The sequence below is a fragment of the Methylobacterium sp. J-090 genome, from assembly GCF_022829345.1.
GTDB lineage: Bacteria > Pseudomonadota > Alphaproteobacteria > Rhizobiales > Beijerinckiaceae > Methylobacterium.
In genome coordinates, this window is record NZ_JAKSXV010000082.1 from 111,794 (window position 1) to 129,108 (window position 17,315).

The window sequence follows — 17,315 nt, forward strand, 5'->3', positions numbered from 1 at the left end:
CGTCAGGCCGCCGTCAGCACCGCCGGCTTCGGCCCGCCCGTCGCCCAATCGAGCAGTTCCACCGTGTGCACGATGGGGATGGCGGTGCCCTTCCCGATCTGCGTCGCGCAGCCGATGTTGCCGGTGGCGATGACGTCGGGGCGCATGCGCTCGATATTCGCCACCTTGCGGTCCCGCAGGCGGCCGGCGATCTCGGGCTGGAGGATGTTGTAGGTGCCGGCCGAGCCGCAGCAGATGTGGCCCTCGGGCACGTCCTTCACGGTGAAGCCGGCAGTCTTCAGGAGGTTTTTCGGCTCCGTGCGGATGCCCTGGCCGTGTTGCATCGAGCAGGCGGAGTGGTAGGCGACCACGAGGTCGCTCGCGATGAGCGTCGGCATCAGTCCAAGACCGGCCATGTACTCGGTCACGTCCTTGGCGATGGCCGAGACCCGTGCGGCCTTCTCCGCGTAGGCCGGGTCGTCGCGGAACATGAAGCCGTAATCCTTGATGGTGGTGCCGCAGCCGGACGCCGTGACCACGATGGCGTCGAGGCCGGCGCCGTCCATCTCGGCGATCCAGGCGTCGATGGTGCGCCTGGCCTGGGTGTGGGAGCTTTCGGCCTTGCCCATGTGGTGGGTGAGCGCGCCGCAGCACCCCTCGCCCTTGGCCTGCACCACCTCGACGCCGTGGCGGGTCAGCAGCCGGATCGCCGCCTCGTTGAAGTCCGGCCGCAGGACGCTCTGGGCGCAGCCGCGCAGCAGCGCGACGCGGCCCGTGCGGGCCGGGGCCGCGGTGCCCTGGAGGGCGGCGCTGGCTTCCAGCGCCCGCGTCTCGGCCGGGAACGTCCCGGGCCGGTCGGTGCGATTGCGGTTGGGCAGTTCGGCCGGGGCGAGGTCGAGCATGGCCGCCAGCCGATTGCCGAGGCCCGGCACCCGCGCCACCAGGGGCCGGAACGGAGCGCCCATCTTCGCGCCCAGCAGCGCCAGCCGGAAGCGGTTCGGGTAGGGCAGCACGAAGGCGAGGATCGCACGCAGGGCCCGGTCGCCGAAGGGGCGCGTATAGGTGTCCTCGATATGCGCGCGCGCGTGATCGACGAGGTGCATGTAGTGCACCCCCGAGGGACACGTCGTCATGCAGGACAGGCACGACAGGCAGCGGTCGACGTGCTTGACCACCTCGGGCACGGCGGGCTTGTTGCCCTCCAGCATGTCCTTGATGAGGTAGATGCGGCCGCGCGGGCTGTCGAGTTCGTCGCCGAGAAGCAGGTAGGTCGGGCAGGTGGCGGTGCAGAAGCCGCAATGGACGCAGGTCCGCAGGATTTTTTCCGACGCCGCCATGGCGGGATCGGCGAGCTGCGTCAGGCTGAAATTGGTCTGCACGGCGTCTTCCTGAATCCACCCTTCGCGGGGCCGCTCCACGCCATCGGCGTGCGGGCACCGTCAGTTCGACCGGACTTTAGAGCGGAACGGTCGCCAAGCCGAGCCTTTGGAATCGCTCCAAACGCAATCCCGCCCGATTTTGATAGCCGGAACCGAATGCCGATGCCTGCGGGTAAGAGTGTCGCGGCCCGGATCAGAGGCCCGCGTACATCCGCCCCGGGTTGAACACGCCGACGGGGTCGTGCGCTGCCTTCAGCCCTGCGGTGATCCGCATCAGCGGCTCGGACAGGGGCTCGAACACCGGAACGGCGGCGCGCACGGCGTCGGGCGCCCGCACCAGGGTGGCGTGGCCGCCCTGCGCCTTCACCGCCGCCCGCACGGTCGCGGCCCCGGCATCGCCCTCGGCGGACGTCGCGACCCAGATCAGGCCGCCGCCCCAATCGTAGAACCACCGGGCCTCGCGTTCGGCCGCGATGGACGCCGTCAGGGCGGGGCCGTGGGTCGGGGCGGTGGAGATGCGCCAGATGGCGGCGTCGGCCGGCTCGGCCAGGGGGACGGCATCGCGGATGGCGGTCCAGAGGTCTGTGCCGTCCTCGACGATCTCGGGCGCGCCGAAGCGCTTGAGCAGTTTCGTCAGTTCGCCGAGCCGATAGGCCACGGAATCCGAAAATCCCTCGACGCGCAGGGCCGTGCGCGCCTCTGAGCCGCCGATCCCGGCCGGCAGGTGGGCGGCGCCGGTGAGTTCGAACGGCGAACCGAGGGCGGCCGCGAGGGCGGCGACGGCGCGGGCATCGTCGAGGCCGGAGAACACCAGGGTCGAGACCCGCTCCTGCACGGGCAGCACCTTGAAGGTCACCTCCGTCAGCAGTCCGAGGGTGCCCCAGGCGCCGGCCATGAGCTTCACGAGGTCGAGGCCGGTGACGTTCTTCATCACCCGTCCGCCGGATTTGATGATCTCGCCCCGGCCGTTGACGAAGCGCACGCCGATGAGGCTGTCGCGGGCCGCCCCGGCATTGATCCGGCGCGGACCGGAGTTGTTGGTGGAGGCCACCGCGCCGAAGGTCGGCGTGCCGCGCGATCCCATCAGGCGGCAATGGTCCATGGGCTCGAACGGCAGCATCTGGCCGCGTCCGGCGAGCAGGGCCTGCACCTCGGCGAGCGGCGTGCCGGCGAGTGCCGAGACCACCATCTCGGCCGGTTCGTAGAGGGTGATGCCCGAGAGCCCGGCGCTGGAGAGCGTCGCTTCGTTCTCGGATGCGGGATTTGGGGCCGGGCGGCCGATCCCGGCCTTGGTGCCGCCGCCGACGAGGCGCAGGCGCTCCGTCCGGGCGGCGGACGCGCGGACGATGTCCGCCGCCGCGTCCGCGTCGTGAGGCTCGTATGACCGCATCGCTTCCCGCCCTGGCCGGGCGGCGCGCGCCCGGTCCGTCTTCGTGTTTTGTGCCCCGATCCTAATGAGAATCGTTCGCGATTGCATCCGGTCCCGTACCACCGAGCGTGGGCTATTCCGCCGCTTTCGGTGCCGTGCCGCGCCACTCGGCGAGCCGCGCCGCGACGAGGCTACGCAGGCCGGCGATGTCGAAGGCCCAGGTGAGGAGGCCGTAGACGAGGACGGCAAGCGGCAGGCTGAGCGCCAGCGCCCGTGCCGGTTCGAGGTGGCGCAGGGGCGCGAGGCACAGGCCCATGGCGGCGCAGGCGATCCCGGCCAGCAGGATATCCCGCCACGGCAGGCGTAGGCGCTTTGGTCCCGTCAGCGCGCGGACCGCCAGGAGCGCGGTCGCGGCGGCGAGGCCCGCCGTCTGTGCCACGGCGATGCCCGCCGGCCCCATGAGCGGCGGCAGGAGCCACAGGCCGAGGGCGTCGACGGCGAGTCCGAGCACGGCGGCGGCGATGACCGGCAGGGTCCTGCGGCGGATCTGGAAGATCGGGTTGAGGGCGAAGTTCATCATCGCGAGGCAGAAGAACCCCGGAATCATCAGTCCGGCATAGGCCGCGAACGGGCCGCGATAGGCTTCCGGCACCACGAGGGCCTGGAGGGCGGGCAGGATCGCCCAGAACCCGACGGCGCAGGGCAGCAGCAGGGCCACCACGGTGCCGACGTTGCGCCCGACCTGGGCCTCGGCGGCCGCGCGGCCCTCCTCCTCCTCGACCCGCACGGCGAGCTGGAACAGCAGGAGGTCGAGGGCGGTGCCGAGCGTCCCGATGCTGCGGGTGGTGACGTCGGCGGCGAGCGCGAAGTAGCCGGCTTCCGCCAATCCCGCCTGCGCTGCGATGGTGCCCCGATTCAGGAACGGCAGCAGCTGGTAGATGGCGTTGGCGGCGATCAGCGGCAGGCCGTAGGCGAGGAACAGGCGCCAGGTCTCGGCGAGACGCACGCGCAGGCGCGGGCTCACCGGATCGCGCATGGGCCGCCACAGGATCGCGGTTGCGAGGAACTGGCTCAGGCCCGCAGCGGCCAGCACCCAGGCGGGTTGGGGCAGCAGCCACGCCGTCCCGGCCATGAGCACGAAGGCCAGGATATTCTTGATCGCCACGAGCTTGAAGTAGAGGCCGCCATCGAAGCGGGCGCGGGCGAGCGCCGCGTGGTAGTCGAACACGCCGATGCCGAGGGCGGCGAGGGCCGCGCCGGCCGCGATCGCCGCGCGGCTCTCGGGGCCCGCCTCCAGCCCGAGACCGGCGCAGACCAGGGCGGCGGCGAGCAGCACGGCGCCGAGCCCCGCGTAGGCCCGGTCGAGGCCCTGGCGGATCCATGGCTCCTGTTCGCGGACCCTGCTGGAGTAGAACCGCGTCGCCGACAGGCGCAGCCACTCGAACAGCACGGTGTTGGCCACGATGGCGCCGGCGGTGGCGAGGGCGAACAGGCCGAAATCCGCCGGGCCCAGCAGCTTCGCGATGAGCAGGCCGAGGACGAAGTTGAGCCCGGCGTTGAGGATGAAGGCGCAGATCACGGCCATGGCGGGAACGGACAGCCTTGCGCCGAGCGGGATCTCGCGCCTCTGGGAGGAGGCTAAGCGGACGTGCGCGAAGAATCCGTCAACCGCATGGCGGTGCGACGCTCAGAACCAGCCGCGCAGACGGAAGAAGACCATCGGCACGAGGGCGCTCAGGACGACGAGGGCGAGGCCGTAGGGATAGCCGTAGGCCCAGTCGAGTTCCGGCATGTGCTTGAAGTTCATGCCGTAGAGGGACGTGACGAGGGTCGGCGGAATGCCGACGACGGAGACCACGGTCAGCACCCGGAAGGTGTTGTTCTGCTCCATGTTGATGAGGCCGAGCGTCGCGTCGAGGAGGAACTGGACGTTCTCCGACTGGCGGATCTCGAACTCGTCCAGGGAGGTGATGTCGCGCCGCAGGGACTCGAAGCGCGGCCCCTGCTCGGCGCCGATGAGATGCTCGCACTCGTTGGCGACGAAGGGGACGATGCGCTCCAGACCCAGCAGGCTCGAGCGGATCTTGCCGAGCGCCTTGCCGCGCCGACCGATGCCGCGGAGAATCCGGCGCAGAGCCAGGTCGCGGCGGCGCGGCGTCTGGGTCTTCAGCTTGTCGTCGCTGGCGGGCGCACCGCCACGCACGTCGAAATCGAAGATCCGGGTCGAGAGGGCGTCGAGGTCGGCGCCCATGTCCTCCAAGGCATCGGCCAGGCTGTCCACCAGCTCTTCCACGAGCAGGAGGAAGATCTCCGTGCTGGTGGTGGCCGGGCCGTCGCCCTCCGCGATCCGCTTCTTCACCTCGCCGAAGGCGCGCAGGTCGTGGAACCGCACGGTGACGAGGTGGTCCTTCGTCAGGACGAAGCCAAGCGGCATGAGCAGCGAATCGACCTTGTCGAAGGTGATCATCGGCGTCGAGAGCGAGAACCCGTTCTTGAGCCGCCGCAGCCGGCTCGAATTCTCCACCTCGCTCAGGGCTTTTCGCGAGGGGACGCGGATGCCCGTGGCGTCCTCGACGCGCTGGGCTTCCTCGGCACTCGGATCGTTCAGATCGATCCAGACCGTGGCGGAGGGCATCGCTGCGGTGCCGTCGGTCGCCGGAGGCCCGACCGCACCCTGTGGTCCATGGAGGCTGATCATCGGGGAAGGATCATTGGTGGAAGGATGGTCCGTGGCGGGGCGGGGAAGGCGAGGAAAGCCGTCGCGCGACCGTCGCGCAGACCTGCGACAGTCTTGACTCACGGAGGGCATGCGCCTACCTCCCCGCCATCGTTGGCACTCACCGATTGAGAGTGCTAACGGCCTGGGTTGAGCGCGCTGCCGCGCCGCATCAACGCCATCCACGAATTTAGAGCAAGAGGGCAGCTCATGAAGTTCCGTCCGCTGCACGACCGTGTCGTCGTTCGCCGTATCGAAGGCGAAGAGAAGACCAAGGGGGGCATCATCATCCCCGACACCGCCAAGGAGAAGCCGCAAGAGGGCGAGATCGTCGCCGTCGGCCCGGGTGCCCGTGACGAGGCCGGCCGCATCAACCCGCTCGACGTCAAGGCCGGCGATCGCGTGCTGTTCGGCAAGTGGTCCGGCACCGAGGTCAAGATCGACGGTCAGGATCTCCTGATCATGAAGGAATCCGACATCATGGGCGTCGTCGCGTAAAGCGAGGCCTGCCCTCTTCCTTCGTCCCCTACCCGAGCCCTTCGAGCGCGCTTCTCTGAGCGCCTCGGGGCTTCCCACCGCATGAGGATTTGAACATGGCAGCGAAAGAAGTCCGTTTCGGCTCCGACGCCCGCGAGAAGATGCTGCGCGGCGTCGACATCCTGGCCGACGCAGTGAAGGTGACGCTCGGCCCCAAGGGTCGTAACGTCGTCATCGAGAAGAGCTTCGGCGCCCCCCGCATCACCAAGGACGGCGTCACCGTCGCCAAGGAGATCGAGCTCGCCGACAAGTTCGAGAACATGGGCGCCCAGATGGTGCGCGAAGTGGCCTCGAAGACCAACGACATCGCGGGCGACGGCACCACCACCGCCACCGTCCTGGCCCAGGCCATCGTCCGTGAAGGCGCCAAGTACGTCGCCGCCGGCATGAACCCGATGGACCTCAAGCGCGGCATCGATCTGGCCACCACCGCCGCCGTGAAGGACATCACGAGCCGCGCCAAGAAGGTCGCCTCGTCCGAGGAAGTCGCCCAGGTCGGCACCATCTCGGCCAACGGCGACAAGGAAATCGGCGAGATGATCGCCCACGCCATGCAGAAGGTCGGCAACGAGGGTGTCATCACCGTCGAGGAGGCCAAGACCGCCGAGACCGAGCTCGACGTCGTCGAGGGCATGCAGTTCGACCGCGGCTACCTCTCCCCGTACTTCATCACGAACGCGGAGAAGATGGTCGCCGAGCTCGAGGACCCCTACATCCTCATCCACGAGAAGAAGCTGTCGTCGCTGCAGGCGATGCTGCCGGTGCTCGAGGCTGTGGTGCAGACGGGCAAGCCCCTCGTCATCATCGCCGAGGACATCGAGGGCGAGGCGCTCGCCACCCTCGTGGTGAACAAGCTGCGCGGCGGCCTCAAGGTCGCGGCCGTCAAGGCGCCCGGCTTCGGCGATCGCCGCAAGGCCATGCTCGAGGACATCGCGATCCTGACCCAGGGTCAGATGATCGCCGAGGACCTCGGCATCAAGCTCGAGAACGTCACCCTGCCGATGCTCGGCCGCGCCAAGCGGATCCGCATCGAGAAGGAGACCACCACGATCATCGACGGTCTCGGCGAGAAGGCCGACATTGAGGCCCGCGTCGCTCAGATCAAGGCGCAGATCGAGGAGACCACCTCGGACTACGACCGTGAGAAGCTCCAGGAGCGTCTGGCCAAGCTCGCCGGCGGCGTCGCGGTCATCCGCGTCGGCGGCGCGACCGAGGTCGAGGTCAAGGAGAAGAAAGACCGCGTCGACGACGCGCTCAATGCCACCCGCGCTGCGGTGGAAGAGGGCATCGTCCCCGGCGGCGGCACCGCCCTCCTCCGCGCTCGTGAGGCCGTCCGCGCCCTCCAGAGCGACAACCCGGACGTCCAGGCCGGCATCAAGATCGTGCTGAAGGCCCTCGAGGCCCCGATCCGTCAGATTGCCGCCAACTCGGGCGTCGAGGGCTCGATCGTCGTCGGCAAGATCACCGACAACACCTCTTCGATCACCTACGGCTTCAACGCCCAGACCGAAGAGTACGTCGACATGATCCAGGCCGGCATCGTCGATCCCGCCAAGGTCGTGCGCACCGCCCTGCAGGACGCGTCCTCCATCGCCGGCCTGCTAGTGACCACGGAAGCCATGATCGCCGATGCTCCGAAGAAGGACAGCGGCGCCCCGCAGATGCCGGGCGGCGGCGGCATGGGCGGCATGGACTTCTAAGAAGTCCAAGCGCTCAGGACCGTCCTCGGAAAGTCCTTTCTGGAAGTCCGGGCTCGCTCAGGCGGGCCCGGACGGCAGCGGGGTTCTCGAGGAATGTCCGTCTCATCACGACGGGGAAGGGGTCGCCGAATGGCGGCCCCTTTTTCGTGGAATGCCGATTCCATCGAGTCCGAAGCATCGGTTCGACGGGGCGCGGCGGAGCCGGGGGTCGGAACGTCGTCCGGATCGACCGGGGCCGCCTCCGGGCGGTCGCGGTAGCCGATCAGTCCCCGATCTTGCGCTTGACCTTGCGGGGGCGCGGATCGTGATTCTTTCCGTCCCAACGCGCGGTGAAGGCGGGACTCCCGATGGCACGGACCGCCGGAGCGGCGGCCGAGGGTGACGGACGGGCTGTCTTGGGGATCTCTCCACCGGTGGACGGTCCGGCACCCCCCGCCAGCGCCACGACCTGGCGCCGCAGCCAATGGGCCGGAGCCGTCCTCCCGTCGGGATGACGCGGATCGAAGCGGGCCACGAGACTCCGCGCCTCGGCCTCGGCGAGGTCATCGACCACGAGGGTGAACACCTCGTGTCCGAGAACCTCATACACCCGCCGCAAACCGGCCAGGGGGAGCGTCTTCGTCTTCAACTGCCGGACCACGAGGGTGCGAGCGGCCCTGGCGGCCTCTCCTCCGATGTCGGGAAACGCGTCCGGCGCCGATAGGATCGCCTTGAGGATCGCGAGGCCATCCAGATCAAGCGGCACGGAAGATGTCCTTCACTTCCTCGATCAGCGGGACGAGGATGGTGGAGACGTGTGCCCCGTACTTGGCCGAGAAGGTCGGCGGTACGGCGCGCGGCATCAGCGCTTCCGCCAGGGAGGCGGCCTGCGGAATCCGTGTGGCGAGGAGGCGGAACCCGGCATCGCCCGATACCGCCTCGGCCTCCAGCCGCGCGAGGACGTGCTGGTGCTGCCGAACCTGCTGCTGAAAGCGCGTCACCAGGACGTGCGGCGGACGCCGGGGTGCGACGCCATCCTCGTCCCGCCCCTGCCCCCAGACGATCTGGACGAAGGCATCCAGGCCATAGGTGGAGAGATAGTCCGGGATCGAGGCGACGAGCACGAGGTCGGCGCCGCGGATGGCGACTTCGGTCATCGGCGAGAGACCGGGCGCGCAATCGAACAGCACAAAATCGTAGTCCTGCGCCAGGGGGCGGAACTCGTTCGTGAAGATCCTGCGCAGCTTGGCGTCGATCCCCTGCATCGACAGGTTCCGGGCGGTCAGCGCGTAGAGGACCTCCCGTTCGACCAGGCGCAGATGTGGCCCCGCGGGCAGCAGGGAAAGGGCGAGGGGCTCACCCCGATGTGTCGTCACGCTCACGCCGGCACGGATGCGGGGCTGGAGCAGGGGTTTCTCGCGGGCGATCAGCTTGAGGGCGAGGTAGGCTTCCAGGGTTCGCCCATGCGCGATCAAACCGGCCAGCAAGGCCTCGCCCGCGAGGCAGACCGATACGCTCGCCTGCGGATCGAGGTCGACGACGAGCACGCGGGCACCGTCGGCGGCCAGGGCCTCGGCCAGCATGATGAACGTCGTGGTCAAGCCCACGCCGCCCTTCATGTTGGCCACCGCGATCAGCTTTCCGGTCATGTCCCGCGACCCATCCCGCGCTCGTCCCCTCGGACCCGGTCTGCTCTTCTGACGTTCGAGCTTTATCCGGTTTCGAAGCGACTACGTAGGCTAACGCGTGGGACGAGTCTTAGCTGATCAGTCCAGGCGGGAGATAATCCTTGTGTACATCAAATCCCGATCGCGTCGCCCGCGGACCCGCGTCCGAACCGACGGGACGGTCTGGCCCCCGTCAGCGCCCGAAGATGCCCTTGAGGAACTGGGCCGTCCGGTTGCGCTTCTTCTTGCGCTCCAGCTCGGCCGCGTCCTTGACCCAGGCGACCTGTACCACCCGGCGTTCGCCCTCGAACGGCTCGTGGCCGTGCCAGGACTTATCGGACCGCAGGAAGGCGAACATCGTGCCCATCGTGGGCGGCACCTCGACGGCGAAGGGCTCGTAGTTCTTGCCGTCGTAGAGCACGCGCAGGCGACCGGCGGCGGGCGCGTCCCAGGCGTCGTTCATGTAGACCAGCAGGGTCATCACCTTCGACGGGCCATCCGTATGGATCGAGCCATATTTCGGCTGGCTCTTCTTCATGATGGTGGTCAGGCGCGGGCACGAGACGAGGTCGAGGCCGAACTTCTCGCCGAGGATGCGCGAAAACTCGTCGCTCTCCAGTTCGTCGATGAGCGCCTTGAACCGACCTTTGAGCGCGACCTCGTCGACGGTGAGGTAGCCGGGCTTGGCGATGGCGGGGAAGTCTCGGGCGATCTCGTCGATGGCCGAACGGTCGAGGACATCGGTGCCGAGGAAGAACGTGTAGGGTTCGCGCGACAGGGGAGCGGCGCGCACGGCCTCGAGGTTGAGGATCGAAAGTCCAGACATGGCTCCCCCTGTACCGTTCCGTACACTCATCGGCGCCGGTTGGCGCAACAGCCGGTGGATAGAGCGCCGGATTGCGGCAAGTGAACGGCAAGGGAGGGTGCGGCCCTTTTCGCGCCCCGTGGAAACTGCCATGCTTGGTCGATCGGAACCATTCTGAACGGCGCCCCGCCATCGTGACGAGATGTTTCGCCCTCGCCCTCTGCGTCGTCCTGGCGACGCCCGCGAGCGCCCAGACCACCAGCCGCATGACCTGCGCCGACGCCATGGCGCTGGTGAAACGCCAGGGGGCGATCCTCCTCGATACCGGCAACCAGACCTTCCAGCGCTTCGTGCGCGACCGCAGCTTCTGCGAACTCACCGAAATCGCGGACCTGCGCTTCGTGCCGACCCGCGACAACCCCGAATGCCCCATCGGTTACCGCTGCCGCGAGCCCGATTACGGCGACTGGAACTGGCAATAGCGCGACCCGGCCAGGATTTTCGTCCCCGGGTGAGCCAGCCCGGCCACGATCTCGCCACGACCCGCCGTCACTCCCGCACCCCTGCATTCCGCCGAAACGCGCGGGCCTGAAGACCATCACGGGGAGAAGACGCACGTGGCCGTATTGAGGACGGGCCTCGGCCTGCAGGCCGCAGTGACGGCGGTGTTCGCCCTCGTCCTGCTGGCGTTTCCCGGGGAGGCGTCACCCCCGCTCTACGTTTCCTTAAGCGGTCTCGCCATGGCGGGCATCCTGCTCGCCTCGGGCAAGATCTCGGCCTACCTGAAGATCTTCATCTCGGTCTACGGCGGCGGATATCTGCTGTTCTCCGGAGCCAAGCTGCTGGCGGCCCTGGGGATGCTGCCCCCGACCCTGGCCGCCCTGCTGCCGCCGGCCTTCGCCGCCACGGGCGCCGTGGTGTTCGCCGCCATCGTGCTCGGCATCTCGCACCTGAAGCCGATCCGGGCGATCACCCTCATCGCCGATCCCTACTTCGCGAACAGCGACGCGCCGACCCGCGAGATCGGCCTGTTCCGCTGGTTTGGCCGAACCGAAGGCCAGATCGGGCAGCGCCTCGTGGCGCTCTCCATCTTCGTCAGCTTCGCCGACGTCGCCCTGACCCTGCGGTTCAACTTCTGGTATCGCGATCTCTTCAATGCGATCCAGGAATACAACCTCGACGCGTTCTGGTACCAGATCCTGTGGATCTTCGTGCCGCTGGCGATCCTCAACGTCTGCATCGGGATGTTCGACCTGTTCGTCGACCAGTCCCTGCACATCCGCTGGCGCACGTGGCTGACGCGCAGTTTCTACCAGCGCTGGCTCGGCGACGGCACGCATTACCGGATCCCCTTCACCGACGAGCACGCCGACAACCCGGATCAGCGCATCCAGGCGGACGTCAACGCCTTCATCTCGCAGACGGCGAGCCTGTCGACCCGACTCCTGTCGCAGGCGGCTCAGCTCGTCTCGTTCATGGTCATTCTGTGGACGCTGTCACGCGACTTCGTTCTGCCGTTCACCGATACCGTCGTGCCGGGTTTCCTCGTCTGGGCGGTGATCGCCTACGCCGTGGTCGGCACCTGGCTCGCCCACATCATCGGGCGCCCCCTTATCGGGCTCGACTTCCGGCAGGAGCGGGTCGAGGCGGATTTCCGCTTCTCCCTCGCCCGCAGCCGCATCTACGGCGAGCAGATCGCCCTCCTGCGCGGCGAGCATGCCGAGACCGTGCGACTCCGGTCGCTGTTCGACGCGATCATCGAAAACTACGTGCAGATCATCTTCCGGCGCATCAAGCTCATCGCCTTCTCGTTCGGATACACCCAGGCGAGCACCATCGTGCCCCTCGTCATTGCCGCGCCGTCGTACTTCGCGAAGAAGATCACCTTCGGCGCCCTGCAGCAGACCATCAACGCCTTCAGCAACGTGCAGTCGTCGCTGTCGTTCTTCATCAACGCCTACACCACCATCGCGGCCTACAAGGCCAACACCAACCGCCTGTCCTCGTTCAAGCGGGCGATGACCAAGGCCGAGGCCATGGCGGGCGCCGGCTACGGTCTGGCCCAATCCAACGCGTCGGGAAGCGACGTCACGGCCGAGAACATCACCCTAGGGTTGCCCGACGGCCGCGAGATCGTGAGCGCCGACCGCTTCACCCTGACGCGCGGCGGCGCCACCCTGGTCACGGGTCCGTCGGGCTCGGGCAAGTCGACCCTGTTCCGGGCCATCGCCGGCATTTGGCCGTTCGGCAAGGGGCGGATCGCGGTGCCGCCGGGCCAGTCGGCCCTGGTGCTGCCGCAGCGGCCCTACATTCCCCTCGGCACCCTGCGCGGAGCCGTGGTCTATCCGGCCACCACCGACCAGTTCTCGGACGACGCGATCCGCGAGGCCCTGGTGGCGGCGCAACTGCCGCAGCTCACTGAGCGTCTCGACGAGGTCGATGCCTGGGATCAGCGCCTGTCGGGCGGTGAGCAGCAACGCCTCGCCATCGCCCGCGCGGTGCTGGCCAAGCCGCAATGGCTGTTCCTCGACGAATCCACCGCGGCCCTCGACGAGCCGAGCGAGGCCGACCTCTACCGGATGCTGCGGGAGCGCCTGCCCGAGACCACCATCGTCTCCATCGGCCACCGTTCGACCCTGCATGCGCTGCACGACCGACGCATCGACATGAAGGCCGGCGCCGACGGCCGGTTCGTGCCGAGTCCGGTGACCACCGGATAGAGCGGACCTATCGCAGAAAACTCACGGCGATGGGGGCGAGCATCGCCGTGAGGAAGGCGTTGAGCCCCAGCGCGATGCCGGCGAAGGCGCCCGCCACCACATCGACCTGGAAGGCGCGGGCCGTGCCGACCCCGTGGGCGGCGAGGCCGGCGGCGAAACCCCGCGCCCGCATGTCGCGGATGCGCAGGGCGTTCATGAGCGGCGTGACCAGGATGCCCCCGGTCATGCCCGTGAGCATGACGAGGACGGCGGCGAGCGTCGGGTCTCCGCCCAGGGTCTGGGCGATGCCCATGGCGACGCCCGTGGTGACGGATTTCGGCGCCAGGGACACGATCACCGCGCGCGGCACCCCGAGGAGGTGGCCGAGGGTGAGGGCCGAGGACAGGGCGACCACGGAGCCGACGAGGAGCGCCGCCAGCATCGGCGCGAGCGCGCGCAGGACCGTGGCGCGGTGCTCGTAGAGCGGGAATGCCAGGGCCACGGTGGCGGGCCCGAGGAGAAAGTGCACGAACTGCGCGCCCTCGAAATAGGTGGCGTAGGGTGTGTGCGTCACCTCCAGCACCGCGGCCGTGAGGGCGATGGCGACCAGCACCGGGTTGGCCAGGGGATGCCGGTTCGTCGCCGTGGCGATCCGGTCGGCGACCACGTAGGCCACCAGGGTCACGGTGAGCCACAGGAGCGGGGTCCGGGACAGGTAGACCCACACGGCGAAATCGCCGGTCACGCCCCCTCCCCAGACCGCATCCAACGCGACACCCAGACGAAGGTGAGGGCCGTGGCGGCGAGCGTCGTCAGGGTGGAGACCACGACGATGACGGCGAGGGCCGCCCCGTGCACGGCGAGCACGTCGAGGCGCCCGACGATGCCGGCCCCCGCCGGGACGAACATCAGGGAGAGGTTGGCGAGAAGTCCGCGCCCGGCACCCTCGAGCTGCCCGTCGACGAGGGGTGGCGGCAGGAGGCGGGCGGCGACGCGGGCGTAGCGGTCGCGGACGACGAGGAACACCAGCAGCAGGGCCATGCCGATGACGGGGCCGGGCACCGGCACTCCGGTGGCGCGGGCCAGCGCCTCGCCGAGGAGCTGGGCGGCGAGGATCAGGGTCAGGCCGACGATCATGCGCCGCGCCCTAACGGCTCAGCCGCGAGGGGATCTCCGGCGCGGGCCCTGGCGATGCCGGCCTCGTCGAAACCGAGCAATCCGCCGAGGCGCCAGACCAGGGCCTCCTCGAACTCGTGGACCTCGCCATCGGCCCCGGCCACGGACCAGGCCATGGCGAGCAGCCGCGCCTTCTGGTCGTGCCCGGCCTCGTGCCCGATCATCTCGACGAGGGCCGCCATGTCCCGGGTCTGCGCGTCGAAGGCGGCGGCGCGCGCGATCAGGGCCTGCGCCTCGCCCCGGGTTTCGGCGAAGCGCCCCTCGACGAGGCGGGCGAGGCGCTCGGTTTCCTCCGGCGCCAGGATGCCGTCGGCGCGGGCGACGTGGACGAGGAGCGCGATGGCCGCGAGCCGCTCGTCGGCTCCCACCGCGGCGTCGGCGGGCTGCCCGAGCCCGAAGGCATCGGCGGCATAGGCGCGCAGGCGGGCGATGAGCGACATGACGATCCTCGAATGACGCTTCACCCTTCGAGGCCGCCCCGGCCCCCGTCAAGCAACGCGGCCCGCCCCGCCCCACGATGCGTCCCCACCGTGGCCCCGCTGCATCGCACCGGCGCCGCGCGCGCCCGGCGCAACGGGGCGTCTTGCCATTCCGGGACCAGCCGGATATGACCCCTCCAACGACGCCGCGCCGACCTCGAGGTCCGCACCGCCTCGTGCCGCAATAGCTCAGCTGGTAGAGCACCTCATTCGTAATGAGGGGGTCGGGGGTTCGAATCCCTCTTGCGGCACCACCGATCCCCCACTGTAGCGCCCGCTCGGAAACGCCGGCTCGCCGATCAGTTCGGAGAGGCGACCGCGTACCTCGACCTCGAAACCCTGGGTGGACAGTCACGGTCTCGATCAAGGCATGGAACGCAACGACGAGCGTTTGTCTCGCTTTGCTCGGTCACCGGTTAGCGCCGGATCGTGCACAGGTGGCTAGGGGCCGCTGTAGACAAAGCTTGCGACGGCAGACGGGTCGCCCACTTGCGGCGGCCGCCGTGCTTCTTTCCGTTCTGGTGATCGGTGCAGGCCTTGACGTTCTTGTGATAAAAGCTCTGTCGTCGTTCGGCTTAAAGAGTGACGTCAACGGTGATCACGTGGTTGGTCATGCGGATTCCCTGTCCGTAACGGTTTAGCCAACCCCACCGCCCCCGGGGAAACCACCCGAGTTTTCGGTTGCGCTGGCGGGTTGGCCGATTTCTAAGGAGTCCTCAGGCATCCTTGGAGGCGGCGTTGGACCAGTACGATCACAAGGGAATCACCCACTACCAGCTGTTGGATAAGTTCCACCGTGAGTTGGGGCCGCGGACCTACTTCGAGGTTGGCACCCTCCAGGGTGGGACCCTTAGCCTCTCGCGATGCCGGACGGTGTGTGTCGATCCTGCTTTCCAGATCAAGGAGAGTCCGACTGGCGAGCGTGAGGCGACGATGCTGTTCCAGAAGACCAGCGATCGGTTCTTCCAGGATCACAACGTGACGGCTTTGCTCGGCGGCCCGGTGGAGCTTGCGTTCCTTGACGGCCTTCATGAAGCCGAAACGCTGCTCCGCGACTTCATCAACATCGAAAAGCACTGCAAGCCTAATTCGGTCGTCTGCCTCCATGACTGCGTGCCGATGGACGTCGGCCAGACCGTTCGGGCGATCAACGGCGGACTATGGACCGGTGATGTCTGGAAAGTGCTGCCGATCCTCAAGGAGTTCCGGCCCGACATCGATATCCACATTTTCGATGCGTATCCGACCGGGCTAGTTTGCTGCACGAACCTCGACCCAGCGAACGACGCGCTCGAAAAGAACTACAGCGCCATCTGGCGCAAATGGGCGAAGACGGAACTCGGTGAATACGGCTTCGGCAGGTTCATCGAGGAGTGCAACATCCTCCCGACATCAACCGTTTCGACCGCGGAAGATTTGCGGCGATACTTCTGGCTGTAATCCTTCAGCCAGCATCATTGACGATCTAAGCCGCCTTCCGTGCGGCTTTTTTCCATGGCCTGAACCAGCCATAGATCGCGATACCTCGCGGTCCAACGGGCCATCGACAGCCTCCGCACCGCGTCGCCGATCTTCATGGCGCGGCTGCTGCCGATACTGGCTTGGCGTGTCTACGCGGCCTGGATTGATATTTGCAGGCCGTAGAGGTTTCCGCCGTTCTTGTCTTCGAACCTTTCTCCATCGTCAACTCTGACGACCTCGCTGCAGCCGTCAAATAGGCACAGCGCCTCGGCCCTGAACTGATGCCGAAGGTCTGCACGAACTCGCACGGCAATCCCTACGAAGGTAATCATCTCGCTACGTGAGCCGATGAACTCGCCTTCAGCAAACCAGTCCGTCCACTGTCCGTCCGAAATTTTAGCACAATACTCAAGATATCTACCCGGAGATATAATCTCAAAGCCTTGAATGGGATAGAAAGCCCCTAAATTGACGTAGCCTTCCGGAGAATATACGTCCCCGCTGTTTCTTGCGTGGGCATATATCGATGCCTGAACTCCGGCGGTCGACGTTACAGGAGCTATTTGGTTATTAATTGTCTCGGTTCGGACTGCTGGTCTGAGCTTTTTCTTGATAAGGCATGCTCTTTTAGCGAACGCAATTAGATCAATGCTTCTGCCGTACGTTCTTAGGAAGGCATCCTCTTCCGTGTCGATGCTGACTTCCTCATCCCCGACCCTGAAATCCACCAGCTTTTTGACGTACTCCACAAAGGATATTGAGGCTACGCCCCTGTAGTGGGAGTATCTGTCGCCGAAATTCGTTTGAAGATCTTCCGCAATGTAATAGCCGCCATCTTTAACGAACGGAAAGAGCGTTCGCAGGCTGGTGATCTGGTGCTCCCACATATGAGAGCCATCCTCAATCACAACATCGAACGGGCCGTATTTCGCGCCAAGGCGAACCAGATCTTCCAAGTTGGATTGATCGACAATCTCAATGCTGGTTCGGCCGCCTTCAAACCTCTTCGATGCTGGAACTATATCGGCGCCAACAATATCCGCGTCCGGAAAGTAGGCCTCCCAGACCTTGAGAGATTTCCCGTTTAAAACTCCAATTTCCAGAAGTTTGATTTTGCGATTTCGCAGAGGAGAAATAAACCCGTCGTAGAAATTCAGAAAGTTGTGGTCGATTGACGATTTGTCAGTTCTGAAATGTACGCCGATTTCATCCAGGTTTTTAATCGAAAACATGACCCAAGACCTTTTCCGATAGCAACTTCTCAAAATTTGCGGCGAGCGCTCGGCCCAATCGTACGGGCACGACGAAGCCAGATCCGCAACCCCCTGAAGCGCGGTTGGAACGTACCGGCCAATAGGTCGCCTGGCTA

The 17,315-nt window shown here is 67.0% G+C and carries 16 protein-coding genes and 1 tRNA gene; 6 read left to right on the plus strand and 11 right to left on the minus strand.

The window, feature by feature from the left end; genetic code table 11:
• Positions 1–2 precede the first annotated feature (2 nt).
• The 4 genes from MKK49_RS13745 to MKK49_RS13760 form a co-directional block, all read right to left on the minus strand.
• Positions 3–1,358, minus strand: coding sequence for a heterodisulfide reductase-related iron-sulfur binding cluster (locus MKK49_RS13745; protein WP_244029282.1), 1,356 nt, complete (start codon positions 1,356–1,358; stop codon positions 3–5).
• 193 nt (positions 1,359–1,551) lie between these two features.
• Positions 1,552–2,748: an FAD-binding protein gene (locus MKK49_RS13750; protein WP_244029284.1), complete on the minus strand. Its 1,197-nt coding sequence runs from the start codon at positions 2,746–2,748 to the stop codon at positions 1,552–1,554.
• A 112-nt stretch (positions 2,749–2,860) separates the two neighbouring features.
• A complete protein-coding gene (locus MKK49_RS13755; protein WP_244029286.1) occupies positions 2,861–4,312 on the minus strand; it encodes a lipopolysaccharide biosynthesis protein in 1,452 nt (483 codons plus the stop codon).
• Between the two features lie 102 nt (positions 4,313–4,414).
• The gene (locus MKK49_RS13760) at positions 4,415–5,425 is read right to left on the minus strand and encodes a magnesium transporter CorA family protein (RefSeq protein ID WP_244029288.1); all 1,011 of its coding nucleotides are present in this window, start codon (positions 5,423–5,425) and stop codon (positions 4,415–4,417) included.
• Positions 5,426–5,653: 228 nt separating this feature from the next.
• Here MKK49_RS13760 and groES point away from each other — a divergent pair, with 228 nt between their 5' ends.
• Both groES and groL read left to right on the plus strand, forming a co-directional pair.
• Entirely contained in the window at positions 5,654–5,941 is a 288-nt protein-coding gene (gene groES / locus MKK49_RS13765; protein ID WP_056094907.1) for a co-chaperone GroES, read from the plus strand.
• Positions 5,942–6,036: 95 nt separating this feature from the next.
• Positions 6,037–7,680, plus strand: coding sequence for a chaperonin GroEL (gene groL / locus MKK49_RS13770; RefSeq protein WP_244029290.1), 1,644 nt, complete (start codon positions 6,037–6,039; stop codon positions 7,678–7,680).
• Between the two features lie 262 nt (positions 7,681–7,942).
• Here groL and MKK49_RS13775 read toward each other — a convergent pair whose 3' ends face one another.
• From MKK49_RS13775 to MKK49_RS13785, 3 genes are all read right to left on the minus strand, one after another.
• A complete protein-coding gene (locus MKK49_RS13775) occupies positions 7,943–8,425 on the minus strand; it encodes a hypothetical protein (RefSeq protein WP_244029292.1) in 483 nt (160 codons plus the stop codon).
• Positions 8,415–9,308 carry a ParA family protein gene (locus MKK49_RS13780; protein WP_244029294.1) on the minus strand — a complete coding sequence of 298 codons (894 nt, stop codon included), beginning with the start codon at positions 9,306–9,308 and terminating at the stop codon, positions 8,415–8,417. Before MKK49_RS13780 ends, MKK49_RS13775 begins: the two co-directional genes overlap by 11 nt.
• A gap of 211 nt (positions 9,309–9,519) precedes the next feature.
• Positions 9,520–10,152 (minus strand): 2OG-Fe(II) oxygenase, encoded by a 633-nt coding sequence (locus MKK49_RS13785; protein WP_244029296.1) that lies wholly within the window; start codon positions 10,150–10,152, stop codon positions 9,520–9,522.
• Between the two features lie 173 nt (positions 10,153–10,325).
• On the opposite strand from MKK49_RS13785, the gene MKK49_RS13790 reads away from it, so the two are divergent.
• Together MKK49_RS13790 and MKK49_RS13795 are read left to right on the plus strand one after the other, a co-directional pair.
• Complete coding sequence (locus MKK49_RS13790) at positions 10,326–10,613, plus strand: hypothetical protein (RefSeq protein WP_313899165.1); 288 nt, start codon at positions 10,326–10,328, stop codon at positions 10,611–10,613.
• A 135-nt stretch (positions 10,614–10,748) separates the two neighbouring features.
• Positions 10,749–12,851, plus strand: coding sequence for an ABC transporter ATP-binding protein/permease (locus MKK49_RS13795; RefSeq protein WP_244029298.1), 2,103 nt, complete (start codon positions 10,749–10,751; stop codon positions 12,849–12,851).
• A gap of 7 nt (positions 12,852–12,858) precedes the next feature.
• On the opposite strand, the gene MKK49_RS13800 is transcribed toward MKK49_RS13795, so the two are convergent.
• From MKK49_RS13800 to MKK49_RS13810, 3 genes are read right to left on the minus strand one after another with little or no spacing between them, the layout of a single operon-like run.
• Positions 12,859–13,575: an LrgB family protein gene (locus tag MKK49_RS13800; RefSeq protein WP_244029300.1), complete on the minus strand. Its 717-nt coding sequence runs from the start codon at positions 13,573–13,575 to the stop codon at positions 12,859–12,861.
• Positions 13,572–13,967 (minus strand): CidA/LrgA family protein, encoded by a 396-nt coding sequence (locus tag MKK49_RS13805; protein ID WP_244029302.1) that lies wholly within the window; start codon positions 13,965–13,967, stop codon positions 13,572–13,574. The genes MKK49_RS13800 and MKK49_RS13805 overlap by 4 nt, the downstream gene beginning before the upstream one ends.
• Positions 13,964–14,446 carry a TerB family tellurite resistance protein gene (locus MKK49_RS13810; RefSeq protein ID WP_244029304.1) on the minus strand — a complete coding sequence of 161 codons (483 nt, stop codon included), beginning with the start codon at positions 14,444–14,446 and terminating at the stop codon, positions 13,964–13,966. Before MKK49_RS13810 ends, MKK49_RS13805 begins: the two co-directional genes overlap by 4 nt.
• A 217-nt stretch (positions 14,447–14,663) precedes the next feature.
• Between MKK49_RS13810 and MKK49_RS13815 the strand changes: the two genes are divergently transcribed.
• A tRNA-Thr gene (locus tag MKK49_RS13815) sits at positions 14,664–14,739 on the plus strand.
• 484 nt (positions 14,740–15,223) lie between these two features.
• The gene (locus MKK49_RS13820; RefSeq protein ID WP_244029306.1) at positions 15,224–15,925 is read left to right on the plus strand and encodes a class I SAM-dependent methyltransferase; all 702 of its coding nucleotides are present in this window, start codon (positions 15,224–15,226) and stop codon (positions 15,923–15,925) included.
• Positions 15,926–16,095: 170 nt separating this feature from the next.
• Here MKK49_RS13820 and MKK49_RS13825 read toward each other — a convergent pair whose 3' ends face one another.
• Entirely contained in the window at positions 16,096–17,178 is a 1,083-nt protein-coding gene (locus MKK49_RS13825; RefSeq protein ID WP_244029308.1) for a class I SAM-dependent methyltransferase, read from the minus strand.
• Positions 17,179–17,315: the final 137 nt, after the last annotated feature.

Bases quoted from the DNA above. Each gene is read 5' to 3' on its own strand.
- MKK49_RS13760 (WP_244029288.1), bottom strand. From the start codon at position 5,425: ATGATCAGCCTCCATGGACCACAGGGTGCGGTCGGGCCTCCGGCGACC.
- MKK49_RS13755 (WP_244029286.1), bottom strand. From the start codon at position 4,312: ATGGCCGTGATCTGCGCCTTCATCCTCAACGCCGGGCTCAACTTCGTC.
- MKK49_RS13810 (WP_244029304.1), bottom strand. From the start codon at position 14,446: ATGTCGCTCATCGCCCGCCTGCGCGCCTATGCCGCCGATGCCTTCGGG.
- MKK49_RS13805 (WP_244029302.1), bottom strand. From the start codon at position 13,967: ATGATCGTCGGCCTGACCCTGATCCTCGCCGCCCAGCTCCTCGGCGAG.
- MKK49_RS13785 (WP_244029296.1), bottom strand. From the start codon at position 10,152: ATGTCTGGACTTTCGATCCTCAACCTCGAGGCCGTGCGCGCCGCTCCC.
- groES (WP_056094907.1), top strand. From the start codon at position 5,654: ATGAAGTTCCGTCCGCTGCACGACCGTGTCGTCGTTCGCCGTATCGAA.
- groL (WP_244029290.1), top strand. From the start codon at position 6,037: ATGGCAGCGAAAGAAGTCCGTTTCGGCTCCGACGCCCGCGAGAAGATG.
- MKK49_RS13780 (WP_244029294.1), bottom strand. From the start codon at position 9,308: ATGACCGGAAAGCTGATCGCGGTGGCCAACATGAAGGGCGGCGTGGGC.
- MKK49_RS13825 (WP_244029308.1), bottom strand. From the start codon at position 17,178: ATGTTTTCGATTAAAAACCTGGATGAAATCGGCGTACATTTCAGAACT.
- MKK49_RS13750 (WP_244029284.1), bottom strand. From the start codon at position 2,748: ATGCGGTCATACGAGCCTCACGACGCGGACGCGGCGGCGGACATCGTC.